We start from the raw sequence: 15770 nt of genomic DNA, 5'->3' as shown, positions 1-15770 counted from the left end.
TCTGCTATAAGATGAACGGCTGACTTTCCACCCTCACTGCCCGGAGCCACCATGCAAGAACTGACCCTGTACGTCGACCGCCGTTTTACCAGCCCGTGGGCGCTGTCGGCGTTCCAGGCCCTGACCGAGAAAAAGCTGCCGTTCACGCTGCACACGGTCGATCTGGACAAGGGCGAGCAGAAGCAGGTCCCGTTTCGCGACCTGGGCCCGCTGGGCCGCGTGCCGCTGCTGGTGCAGGGCGACCTGGCACTGGCCGAATCGAGCGCCATCGTCGAATACCTGGAAGAAGCCTTTCCGCCGCCGGCCTACGCGGCCGTGCTGCCGGCCGGGTTGGAGCAGCGCGCGCGTGCGCGCCAGGTCATGGCCTGGCTGCGCAGCGACCTGATGGCCCTGCGCGCCGAGCGCTCGACCGAGGTGGTGTTTTATGCGCCGGTGGTCACGCCACTCACAGCGGCCGGGCAGGCCGCGGCCGAGCGCCTGATCGCCATTGCCGAGCGGCTGGTCACGGGCGAGCATCTGTTTGGGCAATGGAGCATCGCCGATACCGAACTGGCGCTGATGCTCAACCGCCTGATTCTGAACGGCGACCCGGTGCCGGAACGGCTCACAGCCTGGTGCGCGGCGCAGTGGCAGCGCGACAGCGTGCGCCAGTGGATCGCCAAGTCAAGCGCCTAGGACGGCGCCGGACGAGCTGACCCCGGGAAGTCGGCGGCAAGGATTGCGTTGAATTCCATCGGGCTGTATATTGTTGCCGAAAGGGAGCAGCAATGGAAGAGCGACGCAAGAATCATGCAATGGCCGCGACGGTGGAGAAGGCAATCCTTCTCAAGGACACCGTATCGGTACACCAAGCGGCAATTTACCTGGCCTCGGGCGGCGTGCCGCTCGACGTGACCGGGCGCGTCCTCACGACCCCGTACCGGCGCGGCATGGTGCGCTCCGGGGTCAGCGACGCCGCCTATGCCAACCTGCCCGCCACCCCGGTGCCCCCAGCGCCGCCAGCGCCGCCAGTCCCCGCGCCTGCCGCGCCGGTAGCGCGCGCACCTGCTGCTGCACCCGCACCCGCACCCGCACCCGCCGCCACTGCCGCCCCTTCGCCAGAGCCGCTCGTGCAGGTGGCCGCGCCCTCGCTGCCGTCAGCCCTGCGCGATGCCGACGCCGACATGGTCGCCGTGCCCCTGATGGTGCCTGGCGCGCCGCCGGCAGCGCCGTCGTCCTGGCGCGACATCATCCATTCGGCCGGTCCGACCTTCCGCTAAAGCACCGCCGACGCATTTAACTGTTGCAAAACGTTAACAATGCATCGGCGTATCAGCGTGTTTTTCCTCCGCTCCCCTCGGTTTTCCGGCACGATGTTATTTCGTTGACACTGAAAATCGATGGGTGTTATATTCGTGTGCCTGAGATGGTAACGTTTCCAATTTAACGTTATCCCGGCCAGCGGACACAGATCCGCACACAAGGAGACAGGATGCACAGAGCACACAAGCTGGCGTTGGCGGCAGCGCTTGCGCTGGGCGCCTGCGCCACGGCGCACGCGGCGGCACCGATCGCCGGCGCGCCGCGCGCCGAGGTGATTCACTGGTGGACCTCGGGCGGCGAATCGGCTGCCGTCAAGACCATCGCCGATGCTTATCGCGCCGCCGGCGGGGTGTGGGTCGATACCGCCGTCGCCGGCAACGAACAGGCGCGCGCGGTGGCGGTCAACCGCATCGTCGGCGGCAATCCGCCCGCCGCCGCCCAGTTCAACGCCTCCATGCAGTTCCTCGACATCGTCGAACAGGGCATGCTCAATAACGTCGACGACATCGCCGCCAGGGAGCGCTGGGACAGCACGCTGCCGGCGCCGATCCGCGATGTCATCAAGGTCAAGGGCCACTACTACGCGGTGCCGCTGAACGTCCACATGCCGACCTGGATCTGGTACTCGAAGGCGGCGTTTGCGAAAGCCGGCATCGCCAGGGAGCCGGCCAGCATGGACGAGCTGTTCGCCGCGCTCGACAAGCTCAAGGCGGCCGGCCTGATACCGCTCGCGCACGGCGGCCAGTCGTGGCAGGAGAATATCGTCTTCATGGCGGTGCTGGCCAATGTGGGCGGCAAGGACCTGTACCTGAGCGTGTTCCGCGAACGCGACCCGCGTGCCATTGCCTCCGAACCGTTCAAGCAGGTGCTGGTCGCGTTCAAGCGCCTCAAGTCCTACGTCGATCCCGGCTCGCCCGGGCGCAACTGGAACGACGCCAGCGCGCTATTGGTCAACAACAAGGCCGGCGTGCAGATCATGGGCGATTGGGTCAAGGGCGAATTCAACGCGGCCAGGCTCACCGCCGGCAAGGAATACGGCTGCATCACCGGCTTCGGCCCCAAGGCCCCGTTCCTGATCCAGGGCGACGCCTTCATCTTCCCCAAGAGCGCCAACGCCGATACGCTCAAGGCGCAAAAGCTGCTCGGTTCCGTGATGACCGCACCCGCCACCCTGGCCGCCTTCAATCGCGTAAAAGGCTCGCTGCCGGTGCGCACCGACGTCGACGCCTCCACGCTCGACGCCTGCACCCAGGCCGCCATGACGGTGATGAAAGACCGCACGCGCCACGTCGGCAACGGCGAGGTGTATCTCACGCCCGACCAGAATGGCGCGCTGGTCGATGTGCTGACCGCCTACTGGAACACCGCCATGCCGGTCGAAAAGGCGCAGAAGAACATCGCTGCCGCCCTGAAGCGCTAACGCCATGCGTCACCCTTTGCGTAAAGCCGTACCCTTTGCCGCACTGCTGCCGATGGCGCTCACCGTCATCGTCGGCTACCTCGGCACGGTACTCTGGTCGCTGCGCATTTCGCTGACCAACTCGCGCAGCTTCCCGTCCGATACCTTTGTCGGCATGGCGCAGTACACGCGCCTGTTCGAGAACGAACGCTGGCTGCTCTCGCTCAATAACCTGGCCCTGTACGGCGTGCTGTTCATCGGCGCCTGCCTGGTGATCGGCTTTTTGCTGGCCGTGTTCATCGACCAGAACGTGACCGGCGAAGGGGTGCTGCGCACGATCTTCCTGTATCCGTATGCGATGTCGTTCGTCGCCACGGGCCTGGTGTGGCAATGGATGCTCACGCCCGGCAACGGCATCGAACAAGCCGCGCACCAGTTCGGGTTCGCCGGTTTTTCGTTCGACTGGATCGTCGACCAGGACATGGTCATGTATACGGTCGTCATCGCCACCGTGTGGCAGGCGTCCGGTCTGGTGATGGCGATGATGCTGGCCGGCCTGCGCGGCATCGACGGCGAAATCTGGAAGGCCGCGCGCCTGGACGGCATTCCCGCCTGGCGCGTGTACCTGTCGATCGTGCTGCCGATGTTGTGGCCGACCATCGCCACCGTGCTGCTGCTGCTCACCACCGCCGTGGTCAAGCTGTTCGACGCGGTCGTCGCCATGACCCAGGGCGGTCCCGGCACCGCCAGCGAAGTGCCGGCCAAGTTCATCATGGACCACCTGTTCGGGCGCGCCAACATCGCCCTGGCCTCGGCCGGCGCGGTGCTGCTGCTGGTGCCGGTGCTGGCCATGCTGGCGCCATACGCGTACGCGCGCAGCCGCAAGGGGCGCGCATGAAGCGCCGCTCGCACTTTAACCCGGCGCGCATCGGCATCTACGCCTTCTTGATCACCGCGGCGCTGTTCTTCCTGCTGCCGCTGTACGTGATGCTGGTCACCTCGGTCAAGCCGATGGAAGAAATCCGGCTCGGGAACATCTTCGCGCTGCCGCTGCAAATCACCTTCGAGCCATGGCGCAGCGCCTGGAGCGGGGCTTGCACCGGCGCCTCGTGCGAAGGCATCCGCGGCGGCTTCTGGAATTCGGTGGCGATCACCGTGCCCAGCACCATCCTGCCGATCCTGCTCGGCGCCTTGAACGGCTACGCGCTCTCGTTCTGGAAGCCGCGCGGCGCCCCGGTGCTGTTTGCGATCCTGATGATCGGCGCCTTCATACCGCTGCAGGTGATGATCTATCCGCTGGTGCGGGTGCTGGCCGCGTTCGGCGTATTCGGCTCGCTGCCGGGCATCGTGCTGGTGCACATGATCTTCGCCATGCCGGTGATGACCCTGCTGTTCCGGAATTATTACGCGGCGGTGCCGCATGAACTGTTCCAGGCCGCCCGCATCGACGGCGGCGGCTTCTTTCGCATCTTCGCCTGGGTGATGCTGCCGATGTCGCTGCCGATCATCGTGGTGGCCGCCATCATGCAGGTCACCGGCGTGTGGAACGATTACATCCTGGGACTGGTGTTCGCGGGGCGCGACAACGCGCCGATGACGGTGCAGCTCAATAACGTGATCAACACCACCACCGGCACGCGCCTGTACAACGTCAACATGGCCGCCACCATCCTCACGTCGCTGGTGCCGCTGGCGATCTATTTCATTTCAGGGCGCTGGTTTGTGCGCGGAATCGCCGCCGGCGCGGTAAAAGGGTAATCCATGTCGAATGTCTGTGTCCGCAAGCTGTGCATCACCCTGGGTGGCAACGAGATTATCAAGGACCTCGACCTGGCGGTGGACGAGGGCGAATTCCTGGTGCTGCTGGGGCCTTCCGGCTGCGGCAAGTCGACCCTGTTGCACAGCATCGCCGGCTTGATCGATGTGAGCGCCGGCACGGTGGAAATCGGCGGCGAAGACATGACGTATGCCGACCCGAGCGAGCGCCATATCGGCATGGTGTTCCAGTCGTACGCGCTGTATCCGACCATGACGGTGGAGAAGAACATGTCGTTCGGGCTGCGCATCAACGGCACGCCCAAGGCGGAGATTGCGCGCCGCGTCAAGCGCGCCGCCGACATGCTCCATCTCGGCCCGCTGCTGGCGCGTAAACCGGCGCAGCTGTCGGGCGGACAGCGCCAGCGGGTGGCGATCGGGCGCGCGCTGGTGCGCGAAGCGGGCGTGTTCCTGTTCGACGAACCGCTCTCGAACCTGGACGCCAAGCTGCGCGCCGAACTGCGGCGCGAACTGAAACTGCTGCACCAGGACCTGCGCTCGACCATGATCTACGTGACCCACGACCAGGTCGAAGCGATGACCCTGGCCACCCGCATCGTGGTCATGCGGGCCGGTAAAATCTTGCAGATCGGCGCCCCTGGCGACGTGTACGAGCGGCCGGCCAACCTGTTCGTGGCCGGCTTTCTCGGTTCGCCCTCGATGAACTTTATCGACGGTGCGCTCGACCTTGATGGCTGCTTTGCCGGCAACGGCTTTCGCCTGGAAGGCGGCGCGGCGGAGGCGGCGCCCGGCCAGGCGCTGGTGCTGGGAATTCGCCCCGAGCACATTCGCATCGCCGACGACGGCGCGCTCGAAGGCACCGTGGCGCTGGTCGAACCGATGGGCAACCACCAGATCGTGTGGATCGCCACCGCCGGCCAGCAGCTCTCGGCCATCGTCAACGACACGCGCGTATTCGCGCTGGGCCAGACGGTGCGCTTCGCGGTCGACGCGGCGCGCGTGTCGCTGTTCGACAAGGCCAGCGAGCAGCGTCTGTCAGCGCGACTGTAATTCGGACTGGAAAGACGGGCGCGGGCCATGCATAATCCGCCGTTTGCGGTATGCTTCCGCTGTATTTACCAATTTGACCGATCAAAGGGACGCCGTGGCCAATATCAAAGACGTAGCACGCCTTGCCGGCGTCGGCCTGGGAACCGCGTCGCGCGTGGTCAGCGGCAAGGGCTCGGTCTCGCCGGCGACGCTGGAACGGGTCAAGAAAGCCATCGCGGAACTCGACTTCCGCCCGTCGCACGCGGCGCGCTCGCTGTTGTCGGGCACCTCGCAAATGATCGGCGTGTACATCCCGGTCCTCAAGGGCACCTTCTACACCCCCATCCTGCAGTCGATCGACACCGCGCTGCGCGCCGCCGGCCTGCACATGGTGGTGGCGTTCGGGGTCGGCTCGGGCGATGCGCGGCGCCAGGCCATCGAAGGCATCGACTTCCTGATGGAGCGCGGCTGCGACGGCCTGATTCTGCTGACCAATCTGCTGACCGACGACGACATCGCCGCGCTTGGGCCCAAGCAGTCGCGCGTGGTGGTGCTGGGCCACAGCCACGAGAGCATTCCCGAGCAGTGCTTTTCGGCCGACCATACCGAGGGCGGACGCGCGGCGGCGCGCGCGCTGCTGGAGCACCGCCACCGCAAGATCGCCGTGATCGCCGGACCATCGACCTCGCCCGACAACGTCGAGCGCATCGCCGGCTTCATGGACGAACTGGAACGCAATGGCATCGCCACCGACAAGATGTGGGTGGCCGAGAGCGACTTTTCGCCGCAGGGCGGGTGGGACGCGGCGGCCGAACTGGTGGCGTCCGGGCACAAGTTCACGGCCCTGTTCTGCGCCAATGACGAAATGGCGGTCGGCGCCTTGTCGTACTTCCAGGACGTGGGGCTGTCGGTGCCGGGCGACGTCTCGGTGCTCGGCTACGACGATACGCCGAGCGCGCAGTTTTCGGCGCCGCGCCTGACGTCGGTCCACATTCCCTGGCGCGACGTGACCCTGAACGGGCTCAATGCGCTGCTCAACCGCTGCTACGGCAGCAGGCACCCGGTGCGGCGCGAATTTGCGATCAGCGTGACCGTGCGGGCCTCGCTGGGCAAGCCGGCCAGGCGCCGCGCGGAGTAGGGGTGTCGACTTTCTGGTTTGCCGCGTCTACCATCACTATCACCGTCGTTTCCACCACTACCCTCGTCATTCCCGCGCAGGCGGGAACGACGGTCTTCTTGGTGGCGCGTGCAAAAGTAGCCGGCCATTTACACAATCTTATGATTGACAAAATTCCTTCATCATCGCACTATTGATCTTCGGTTGGGAGCGTTTCCAACTTCTGCCAGCAGCAGAACGGACCCTGGTACCCGGTTTTCACCGCCAGGCATTTCCACCTTTTCGCACTGACACCATGATCAAGCAATCCTGTCTTATCGCAGCCATCGCGCTGCTGCACGCCAGCCATGCAGGCGCCGCTCCCCAACAACTGAGCGACTGGCCGCGCGTGCGCAGCGCCGTCGCCCCGGACGCCGCGCTCGAAGCCAAAGTGGCCGGCATCGTGGCCGGCATGACGCTCGCGCAAAAAGTCGGCCAGATGACCCAGCCCGAAATCAAGGCCATCACGCCCGACCAAGTGCGCGAGTTCTACATCGGCTCGGTGTTGAACGGCGGCGGCAGCTGGCCAAACGGGAACAAGTACGCCACCCCGGCCGAATGGGTGGCGCTGGCCGACAAGTTCTACGACGCCTCGATGAGTACGGACATGTTGGTCAAGGTGCCGGTCATCTGGGGCATCGACGCCATGCACGGCAACAGCAACGTTTACGGCGCCACCCTGTTCCCGCACAATATCGGCCTGGGCGCGGCCCACAACAAGAAGCTGGCGCTGCAAATGGGCGAAGCGGTCGGCAAGGCGGTGCGCGCGACCGGCATCAACTGGGTGTTCGCGCCGACGGTCGCGGTCACGCGCGACGATCGCTGGGGGCGCACCTACGAGAGCTTTTCGGAAGATCCGGCGCTGGTCAACAGCTACGCCGCCGAGTACGTGCGCGGCATGCAGGGCAAATTCCGCGATGATGCCAACGTGGTCGCCACCGCCAAGCACTTCATGGGCGACGGCGGCACCGACCAGGGCAAGGACCAGGGTGTCACAAAGGCCACGCAAGCGCAGATGATGAATATCCACGGCGCCGGCTACTACAGCGCGCTGGACGCCGGCGCGCAGACGGTCATGGCCTCGTTCAACAGCTGGGTCGATGTCGCGAGCGGCCTTGACCACGGCAAGGTCCACGGCAGCAAAGTGCTGCTGACGGATATCCTCAAGACCAAGATGGGCTTCGACGGCCTGGTGGTGAGCGACTGGGACGGCATCGGCCAGGTAAAAGGCTGCCGCAACGACAGCTGCGCCCAGGCGATCAACGCCGGCATCGACATGGTCATGGTGCCAAACGACTGGAAAGGGTTCATCGCCAACACCATCAAGCAGGTGGAAGCGGGCGAGATTCCAATGGCGCGCATCGACGACGCCGTGACCCGCATCCTGCGCGTGAAGCTGCGCGCGGGCCTGTTCGGACACAAGCCGTCGGCCGGTAAATACGCCGGCAAGCCTGAGGCGCTGCAGGCGCGCGCGCTGGCGCGCCAGATGGTGCGCGAGTCGCTGGTGCTGCTCAAGAACGACGGCGGCGCGCTGCCTCTGGCACGCGGCAAGAAGATCCTGGTGGTCGGCAAGAGCGCCGACGACCTGTCGCTGCAGACCGGCGGCTGGACGCTGACGTGGCAGGGCACCGACAACAAGAACAGCGACTTCCCGAATGGCGACTCGATCCTGGCCGGCATCAAGGACGCCGCCGGCGCCGCCAACGTGACCTACAGTGCCACCGGCGAGGGCGTCGACGTGGCCGCCTTCGACACCGTGGTGGCGGTGATCGGCGAAACCCCGTACGCGGAGTTCGGCGGCGACATCGGCCCCTCCGGCACCCTGCGCCACAGCGGACGCCATCCGGAAGACCTGGCCGTGCTCAAGGCCGTCGCCGGCAAGGGCAAGCCGGTGGTGACCGTGCTGGTCGCCGGCCGCGCACTGTATACCAATGACCTGATGAATTTGTCCGACAGTTTTGTCGCCGCCTGGCTGCCTGGATCGGAAGGCAAGGGCGTGGCCGATGTGCTGTTCAAGGGCACCCATGGCTTCAAGGGCAAGCTGTCGTTCTCGTGGCCCAAGTCGATCTGCCAGGCGACCGTGAACGTGGGCGACGCCGATTACGCGCCGCTGTTCAAGACCGGCTATGGCCTGACCTACGCCAGCAAACAAAAAGTCGGCCAGCTCGACGCCAGCTACGCCGACGGCGGCTGCGGCGTGACCAATCTGTACCCGGTCTTTAACCAGTCGGACCGCGCCACCTGGCCCTTGTACGTGGTGGCGGGCGAGAAGCGCAGCGCGCTCGGCGCCGACTTGAACAACGCCATCACCGCGCCCGGCGTGAAGATCGAGACCTCGCAGGTCAACACCCAGCAGGATGCCAAGAACGTGTTCTGGAGCGGCCCGGCGCGCCTCGAAGCGCATGGCGCCAGGGCGCTTGCCCTGCCGGCGTTTGCGACGAAGGATGGGGCGCTGCAATTCGATACCATCGTCACCAGCGCGCCGGCCGGCAAGGTAACGGTGTCGATGGACGGTGCGGCGCTCGACCTGACGGCGGTGTTCAAGGCCCTGGTGGGCAAGGCCAAGCAGACCGTGAAGATTCCGCTGGCCTGCTTCACGGCCAAGGGCGCCGACCTGGCCAGCGTGCAAACCCCGTTCGCGGTGACCAGCGACGCGGCCTTTAACGCGGCCTTTGCCAATATCGAGGTGGCCGGCGGCGCCGCGCTTGAGAAGGATGCGCTCAAGTGCGCCGACCTGAAATGAGTGGTCAAGCCCCCCCCGAACCGGCGCCTGCGTATGCAGATAGGGTCGGGGCGGGCGCCATCCGGGCGCACGCCAAAAATGGCCGCTCCCGGAACCGTGTGCGGCGGGTCGGGTATCATTCCGGCTGTGCGGCAGTGCCGCGCGTACGTACACGGCCCGGCCGGACGGCGTTTCCGCGGCCCGGATACCCAGGTATCCGGTCACGGAAAAGTCTCCCGCGTTTCTCGGTATGTCGGCGATATTGTCGGAACAGATGAAAGGGGGCTTGATCACCATTAAGGAGTAGCATGCAACACGTATCAACGGCCAAGCCCGTGCCGCAGGCGCACGCTGCGCAGCAGGGCCATACCGGCCCGCTCATCATCATTACCATCCTGTTCTTCATGTGGGGTTTGCTGACCTCCATGAACGAAGTGCTGATCCCCCATTTAAAATCGGTGTATGAACTGAGCTACCTGAAAGCCATGCTGGTGCAGCTGTGCTTCTTCGGCGCCTACTTCATCGTGTCGCTGCCGGCCGGGATTCTGATCAAGAAGATCGGCTACCAGAAAGGCGCCGTGGCCGGCCTGGTGATTGCCGCCATCGGCTGCGCGATGTTTTATCCGGCCGCGAACGCCGGCTACGCGCTGTTCCTGCTGTCGCTGTTCGTGCTGGCCTCGGGCATCACGGTGCTCCAGGTGGCGGCCAACCCGTACGTCACTGTGCTGGGCGATCCGGCCACCGCGTCGAGCCGCCTCACGCTCACCCAGGCCTTCAATTCGCTCGGCGCCACGGTGGCGCCGTATCTGGGCGCGCTGCTGATTTTGTCGAGCGCCGTACTCAGTGTGGACGAGCTGAAAAAACTGCCGGCCGCCGAGCAACTGGCTTACCGTGCGCAGGAAGCGGCCACCGTACAAGTGCCTTACCTGGTGATGGCGGCGGTCCTGCTGGCGCTGGCGACTTTCTTCGCCCTGGCGCGCTTGCCGGCGATTGCCGACAGCGAGGCCGGCGACGATGTCGCCCACACCGACGACAAGACCTCGGCCGCCGGCTACCGCCACCTGGTGCTCGGCGCACTCGGGATCTTTTTATATGTGGGTGCGGAAGTGAGCATCGGCAGCTTCCTGATTAACTTCATGGGCGAAAAGCACATCGCCGGATTCAGCGCCGACACCGCCGCCAAATACGTCACCATCTACGGCGGCGGCGCCATGCTGGGCCGCTTCATCGGCTTTGCGGCAATGCGCTACGTCAGCCCGGGCCGGGCGCTGGCCTTCAACGCGGCCTGCTCGATCGCGCTGATCATGGTGGCGGTGTTCGGCAGCGGCATGACGGCGATGTGGGCGATCCTGCTGGTCGGCCTGTGCAACTCGATCATGTTCCCGACCATCTTCAGCATGGCACTGTTCAAGCTGGGCAAATTCACGGGGCAGGGATCGAGCATCCTGTGCATGGCCATCGTCGGCGGCGCACTGGTGCCGCTGGCGCAAAGCGTGCTGGCCGATGCGTTCGGCGTGCAGCTGTCGTTCCTGGTGCCGGCCGCTTGCTACCTGTTCGTCATCTATTACGGCCTCAAGTACGCCAGGATGTACCAGGGCTGATCCGCTATCTCCGCAGACAGACACCGCCGCTTGCCGGCGGTGTTTTCGTTTGCGGATGCGGATTTGGTTGAACTTGCGGGGACCGGGCACGGTCCAAAAGGAACAGGCGTCCGCGCGCGGGCGCCAACCCTAACCTCATCAGGAGATCGACATGTTCAAGAAAAAACCAGGATTGATCGGCATGTGTGCAGCCGCCGCGCTGTGCGCCAGCGTCGCCGTCCATGCCCAGACCGGCGCGACGCAGTCCGGCACCCAGGGCGCCAGCGGACAGACCGGCGCCCAGGGCGGCAGCGGCACCGCAACAATCAGCAGCGCCGACCGCAAGATCGTCACCGACCTTGCCATGGCCAACATGGCCGAGATCGAAGCGGGGCGCACGGCGCAAGCCAAGAGCCAGAACGATGACGTCAAAAAATATGCGCAGCAAATGATCGACGACCATACCAAGGCGCTGGAGGAGGTGCGGCAACTGGCGCAAACCAAGGGCGTCACCTTGCCCTCCACGCTGGACCGCATGCACAAGGCCAAGGCCGACAAGCTGGCCGCGCTGTCGGGCGACGCCTTCGACCGCGCCTACATGGCACAGGCCGGCGTGGCCGATCACAAGAAAACCCACGGCATGCTGACCAAGGCGCAGGGCCGCGCCAAGGACCCCGATATCAAGGCGCTGGTCACCCGCATGACGCCCACTGTCGACCAGCATCTGAATGCGGCGAAAGAACTGCACGGCAAGAGCCGCGCCATGGGCAGTTCGGGCACGGCGACGGAGAAGTCCGGCCAGTAGTATCGCCAACAAGCAGGGCAGGGTTCCCGGCACGGCAAGCCGTCGATATCGGCGGCGGAGGGGACGCGGGCGCGGGCTGAGCGGTCACGCTACAATGGCCGTTCATGCTCGCCATTCTCGCCATTACCTTTCCGTTTTTCGCACTGGTCCTGTGCGGCTACCTTGCCGTGCGGCGTCATCTGCTGCCGCAACTGGCCATTCCGGGCCTGAACAGCTTCGTCCTGTACTTTGCCTTGCCGTGCCTGCTGTACCGCTTCGGCTCGACCACGCCGCTGACCCAGCTGCTCGACGCCGGGCTGTTCGGCGTCTACCTGCTGTGCGCGCTCGTGACGGTGGGCCTGGCCATGCTGCTCACCTTGCGCCGCGCCGGCTGGAACGATGGCGCTTTCGGGGCGCTGGTGGCGGCGTTTCCCAACACCGGCTTCATGGGGGTGCCGCTCCTGCTCGCCCTGCTCGGGCCGCGCTCGTCCGGGCCGGTGATCGTGGCGCTGGTGGTCGACCTGGTGATCACGACCTCGCTGTGCATCGCCCTCTCGCGCCTCGGTCCTTCCGGCGGGCAGAGCAGTGCCGCCGCCCTGCGCAATGCCTTGAAGGGCATGCTGCGCAACCCGATGCCCTGGTCGATCCTGCTGGGCGCGCTGGCGTCCGGCATCGGCCTGGTGCTGCCCAAACCGTTGACCAGCACCATCGGCCTGCTGGCCGACGCCGCCTCGCCGGTGGCGCTGTTTACCATCGGCGCGGTGCTGGCGCGTTCGCAGATGAACGCTAGCGGCGCTACCGCGCTGGCCGATTTTGTGCCGGTTGCCCTGGTCAAGCTGCTGATCCACCCGCTGCTCATGTTCGCCATCGGCCACGCCGCCATCCGGCTGGGCGTTCCCATCGATCCGGCCGCCCTGACGGTGCTGGTGCTGGTCGCCTGCCTGCCCAGTGCCAGCAACGTGGCGCTGCTGACCGAGCGCTTCGGCGCCGACACGGGCAGGGTGGCGCGCATCATCCTGGTCTCGACCGCACTGTCCTTCCTGAGCTTTTCGGCGGCCGTGTCGTTGCTGATATGAAACATTTCTGACTTTTGGAAGCCTGTTTGTGAAATAATAACGGGCGAGTCCATCGACGATGTGGCGGCAAATTCAGGGGTGTCGATTGCTAGAAATGTTTGCAGTGGAGCAGGAGCTGGCGCAACTGGAAGAGGAGCTTTCTTCCCAGTATGGCCTCGCGCGCCTGAAGCCGATGCTGGCGCTGGCCTGGCACCTGCGCCAGCGCGACCCTGCGCGCGCCCGCGCCCTGTCGACGGACGCCGCGCCTTTGCTGGCGCTGCTGCCCGAAGCGCAGCGCCGCCTGGAACAGGCGCGCTGCCAGCTGATCGACGGCGAAGCGGCCTGGCTGGCCGGCCAGCTCGACGCCGCGCACGCCCTGGCCGACGCCGCCTGGGAAGAATTCCACCGCCAGGACGACTCGATCGGCAGCGCCGACGCGCGCTGGCTGCGCGCCTGGATCGAGGTCGATCGCGGCAACGCGGCCGCCAGCGACGCCGAACTGGCAGGCGCCGCGCATGACGTCTGGCGCGCCGGCGACCGTTTGCGGGCCGACGTGATCGACGCCGCCGCCGCCCTGTTCGCGGTGTTCCGCAACCTGCACTCGGCCAATGAACGCTGGGGCAAGCGCTTCGACCCCGCCGAAAAAGGCCTGCACCCGGCCGCCGCCGGCTGGATCAACGACTACCTCGGCACCGCCGCCTTCCAGGCCAGCGATTTCGGGCGCGCCATCGGCCTGTTGATGAACACCTTCGAGGCGGCGCTGGCCACCGGCCAGGTGCGGCGCGCGATCAACGTGGCCACCAACATCGGCAACGCCTTCACCAGCCTCAATGCGCACCACGCCGCGCTCGCATGGATGCAGCGCGGGCTGGACCTGGCGCGGCCCACCGGCTGGCCGATGAGCATTGGCCTGGCGCTGATGCAGACCGCCGAAACCTTGCGCCAGCTGGGCCAGCGCGAAGCGGCGCTGGAACTGCTGCATGAAGCGCTGGCCACGCTGGCGCCCATGTCCGGCTCGCGCGCCTACGCCATCGCGCTCGAATACGAAGGCGACCTGGCGCTCGACGGCGGCGATTATGCGGCGGCGCTGGCGAGCTTCGCGCGCCTCGAAGCGCGCGGCGAAGCGCTGCACCAGGCGGATTTTCAGAGCGGCGCGCGGCGCGGCCAGGCGCACGCGCTGTCGCACATGAACCGCCCGCACGATGCGCTCGACAAGGCCGCCGCCGCGCTGGCGCTGGCGCGCGAACACGGCGACTCGTACAACCAGATCGCCGCGCTCAAGGTGCTGGCCGAGATCCACGCGCGCCACCGCTTGCCGTGTCCGGCGCCGCTGGAAGCGCCCAGCCCCGCGCTGCATTACCTCCAGCAGGCGATGGCGGTGGCGGCCACCATCGACGGCTACACCGTGCCCGGCGACCTGTATGACGCGGTCGCGCGCGAATACGCCAGCGTGGGCGACTACCCGCAAGCCTACGAGATCGCGCTGCGCGCCGGCGCCGCGCGCGACAAGACCCACAGCCAGGAAGCGACCAACCGCGCCGTCGCCATGCAGGTGCAGTACCAGACCGAACGCGCCAAGACCGAAGGCGAGCATCACCGCCAGCTGGCCGCCGCCGAAGCCAAGCGCGCCGAGGTGCTGCAACAGACCAGCGCCACGCTCGAACACTTGTCGGCCATCGGGCAGGAGATCACCACCCACCTCGACGCCGCCGCCGTGTTCCGCGCGCTCGACCGCCACGTGCATGGCCTGCTCGACGCGACCCACTTTTCCATCTTCCTGATCGATGCGGACGGCAGTTCCCTGAGCTGCGCCTTCGGCGTGGAAGCGGGCAAGGCGCTGCCGGCCACGCGCTATTCGCTCACCGACGAACAGGCCAATTCGGCGCGCTGCGTGCGCGAGCGGCGCGAGATCCTGCTCGACCTGAACGCCGGCGACGACATGCCTAACCTGATCCCGGGCACCCTGCCGACACTGAGCCTGCTGTTTGCGCCGCTGCTTATCGGGGAGCGGGTGCTCGGCGTGATGACGGTGCAGTCGCTGCAGGCGAACGCCTACCGCGAACGGGAGCGGCTTATTTTCCGCACCCTGTGCGCGTACGGCGCCATCGCCCTCGACAACGCTGGCGCCTATCTTCAGGTGGCGGCCACGCTCAAGGCCCTGAGCGCGACCCAGGCCCAGCTTCTGGAGAAGAACCTCGAACTCGAACAAGCCTACAAGGCGCTGGAAGAAGTGAGCCTGACCGACCAGCTGACCGGCCTGCGCAACCGCCGCTTCTTTTTGCAGCACGTCGACGCCGACGTGGTCATGAGCCTGCGCGGCTACGACGACCCATTGCGCAACGGCGCCGTCGAACGCGAAAACGCGCCCGGCAAAGACCTGGTGTTTTTCATGGTTGACCTGGACCACTTCAAGCAAGTGAACGATGTGCACGGCCATGCGGCCGGCGACGCGGTGCTGGTGCAGATGCAGGAGCGGCTGCGCGAAGTGTTCCGCGAGTCCGATTACCTGATCCGCTGGGGCGGCGAAGAATTTCTGGTGCTGGCGCGTGCCACCCACCGCGACGACGCCAGGGTGGTGGCGGAACGGATTCGCCAGGCGGTCGCCAACCGCGACTTCGTGCTGCCCGACGGGACCGCCATTCGCAAGACCTGTTCGATCGGATTTGCGTGCTTTCCGTTCGTGCCGGAAGAACCGCGCCTGCTGTCGTGGTCCGAAGTGGTGGAGCTGGCCGACCAGGGCCTGTATCTGGTCAAGCGCTCCGGGCGCAATGCCTGGGCCGGCATCTACAGCACGCCCGAAACGCAGCACGAGGGCGTTTTCTCGCACCTGATCCACCATCTGGACCAGGCGCTGACCGATGGCGAGGCGCGGCTGGTGACCAATGTCGACGAAATCCAGGTCGGCGCCGGCGCCAAGACGCGGCGCCTGGTGCTCGCCACCGACAAAGTCACGCCGCGCTAGCAGGC

12 protein-coding genes are annotated in these 15770 nt (G+C 66.2%); all 12 read left to right on the top strand.

Annotated features, from left to right (window positions below):
- Window positions 1–51 precede the first annotated feature (51 nt).
- Window positions 52–675 carry a glutathione transferase gene (gene yfcF / locus F1609_RS08660; protein ID WP_167076093.1) on the top strand — a complete coding sequence of 208 codons (624 nt, stop codon included), beginning with the start codon at window positions 52–54 and terminating at the stop codon, window positions 673–675.
- A 92-nt stretch (window positions 676–767) separates the two neighbouring features.
- On the top strand, window positions 768–1259 hold the full coding sequence (locus F1609_RS34065) for a hypothetical protein (RefSeq protein ID WP_187362969.1): 492 nt from the start codon (window positions 768–770) through the stop codon (window positions 1257–1259).
- 212 nt (window positions 1260–1471) lie between these two features.
- Window positions 1472–2722 (top strand): ABC transporter substrate-binding protein, encoded by a 1251-nt coding sequence (locus tag F1609_RS08650; protein WP_167076092.1) that lies wholly within the window; start codon window positions 1472–1474, stop codon window positions 2720–2722.
- Between the two features lie 4 nt (window positions 2723–2726).
- Window positions 2727–3599: a carbohydrate ABC transporter permease gene (locus F1609_RS08645; protein WP_167076091.1), complete on the top strand. Its 873-nt coding sequence runs from the start codon at window positions 2727–2729 to the stop codon at window positions 3597–3599.
- Window positions 3596–4459 (top strand): carbohydrate ABC transporter permease, encoded by an 864-nt coding sequence (locus F1609_RS08640; protein ID WP_167076090.1) that lies wholly within the window; start codon window positions 3596–3598, stop codon window positions 4457–4459. Before F1609_RS08645 ends, F1609_RS08640 begins: the two co-directional genes overlap by 4 nt.
- 3 nt (window positions 4460–4462) lie before the next feature.
- Entirely contained in the window at window positions 4463–5527 is a 1065-nt protein-coding gene (locus F1609_RS08635) for an ABC transporter ATP-binding protein (RefSeq protein ID WP_167076089.1), read from the top strand.
- 94 nt (window positions 5528–5621) lie between these two features.
- Complete coding sequence (locus F1609_RS08630; protein WP_167076088.1) at window positions 5622–6644, top strand: LacI family DNA-binding transcriptional regulator; 1023 nt, start codon at window positions 5622–5624, stop codon at window positions 6642–6644.
- Window positions 6645–6918: 274 nt separating this feature from the next.
- Window positions 6919–9405, top strand: a complete 2487-nt coding sequence (locus tag F1609_RS08625) for a glycoside hydrolase family 3 protein (protein ID WP_167076087.1) — start codon at window positions 6919–6921, stop codon at window positions 9403–9405.
- A 287-nt stretch (window positions 9406–9692) separates the two neighbouring features.
- On the top strand, window positions 9693–10985 hold the full coding sequence (fucP, locus tag F1609_RS08620; RefSeq protein WP_167076086.1) for an L-fucose:H+ symporter permease: 1293 nt from the start codon (window positions 9693–9695) through the stop codon (window positions 10983–10985).
- A gap of 151 nt (window positions 10986–11136) precedes the next feature.
- Window positions 11137–11769, top strand: coding sequence for a DUF4142 domain-containing protein (locus tag F1609_RS08615; protein WP_167076085.1), 633 nt, complete (start codon window positions 11137–11139; stop codon window positions 11767–11769).
- A 104-nt stretch (window positions 11770–11873) separates the two neighbouring features.
- The gene (locus F1609_RS08610) at window positions 11874–12824 is read left to right on the top strand and encodes an AEC family transporter (protein ID WP_167076084.1); all 951 of its coding nucleotides are present in this window, start codon (window positions 11874–11876) and stop codon (window positions 12822–12824) included.
- 94 nt (window positions 12825–12918) lie between these two features.
- Window positions 12919–15765: a sensor domain-containing diguanylate cyclase gene (locus tag F1609_RS08605; protein WP_167076405.1), complete on the top strand. Its 2847-nt coding sequence runs from the start codon at window positions 12919–12921 to the stop codon at window positions 15763–15765.
- Window positions 15766–15770 lie beyond the last annotated feature (5 nt).

This window comes from Massilia aquatica (genome assembly GCF_011682045.1).
Taxonomy (GTDB): domain Bacteria; phylum Pseudomonadota; class Gammaproteobacteria; order Burkholderiales; family Burkholderiaceae_D; genus Telluria_A; species Telluria_A aquatica.
Note: the sequence above shows the minus strand (reverse complement) of the source record. Positions and strands in the feature narration are given on the sequence as shown.

Excerpts from the sequence above, each read along its gene's own strand:
- yfcF (WP_167076093.1), top strand. The coding sequence starts at position 52 with ATGCAAGAACTGACCCTGTACGTCGACCGCCGTTTTACCAGCCCGTGG.
- F1609_RS34065 (WP_187362969.1), top strand. The coding sequence starts at position 768 with ATGGAAGAGCGACGCAAGAATCATGCAATGGCCGCGACGGTGGAGAAG.
- F1609_RS08640 (WP_167076090.1), top strand. The coding sequence starts at position 3,596 with ATGAAGCGCCGCTCGCACTTTAACCCGGCGCGCATCGGCATCTACGCC.
- F1609_RS08605 (WP_167076405.1), top strand. The coding sequence starts at position 12,919 with ATGTTTGCAGTGGAGCAGGAGCTGGCGCAACTGGAAGAGGAGCTTTCT.
- F1609_RS08610 (WP_167076084.1), top strand. The coding sequence starts at position 11,874 with ATGCTCGCCATTCTCGCCATTACCTTTCCGTTTTTCGCACTGGTCCTG.
- fucP (WP_167076086.1), top strand. The coding sequence starts at position 9,693 with ATGCAACACGTATCAACGGCCAAGCCCGTGCCGCAGGCGCACGCTGCG.
- F1609_RS08625 (WP_167076087.1), top strand. The coding sequence starts at position 6,919 with ATGATCAAGCAATCCTGTCTTATCGCAGCCATCGCGCTGCTGCACGCC.
- F1609_RS08650 (WP_167076092.1), top strand. The coding sequence starts at position 1,472 with ATGCACAGAGCACACAAGCTGGCGTTGGCGGCAGCGCTTGCGCTGGGC.
- F1609_RS08635 (WP_167076089.1), top strand. The coding sequence starts at position 4,463 with ATGTCGAATGTCTGTGTCCGCAAGCTGTGCATCACCCTGGGTGGCAAC.
- F1609_RS08645 (WP_167076091.1), top strand. The coding sequence starts at position 2,727 with ATGCGTCACCCTTTGCGTAAAGCCGTACCCTTTGCCGCACTGCTGCCG.
- F1609_RS08615 (WP_167076085.1), top strand. The coding sequence starts at position 11,137 with ATGTTCAAGAAAAAACCAGGATTGATCGGCATGTGTGCAGCCGCCGCG.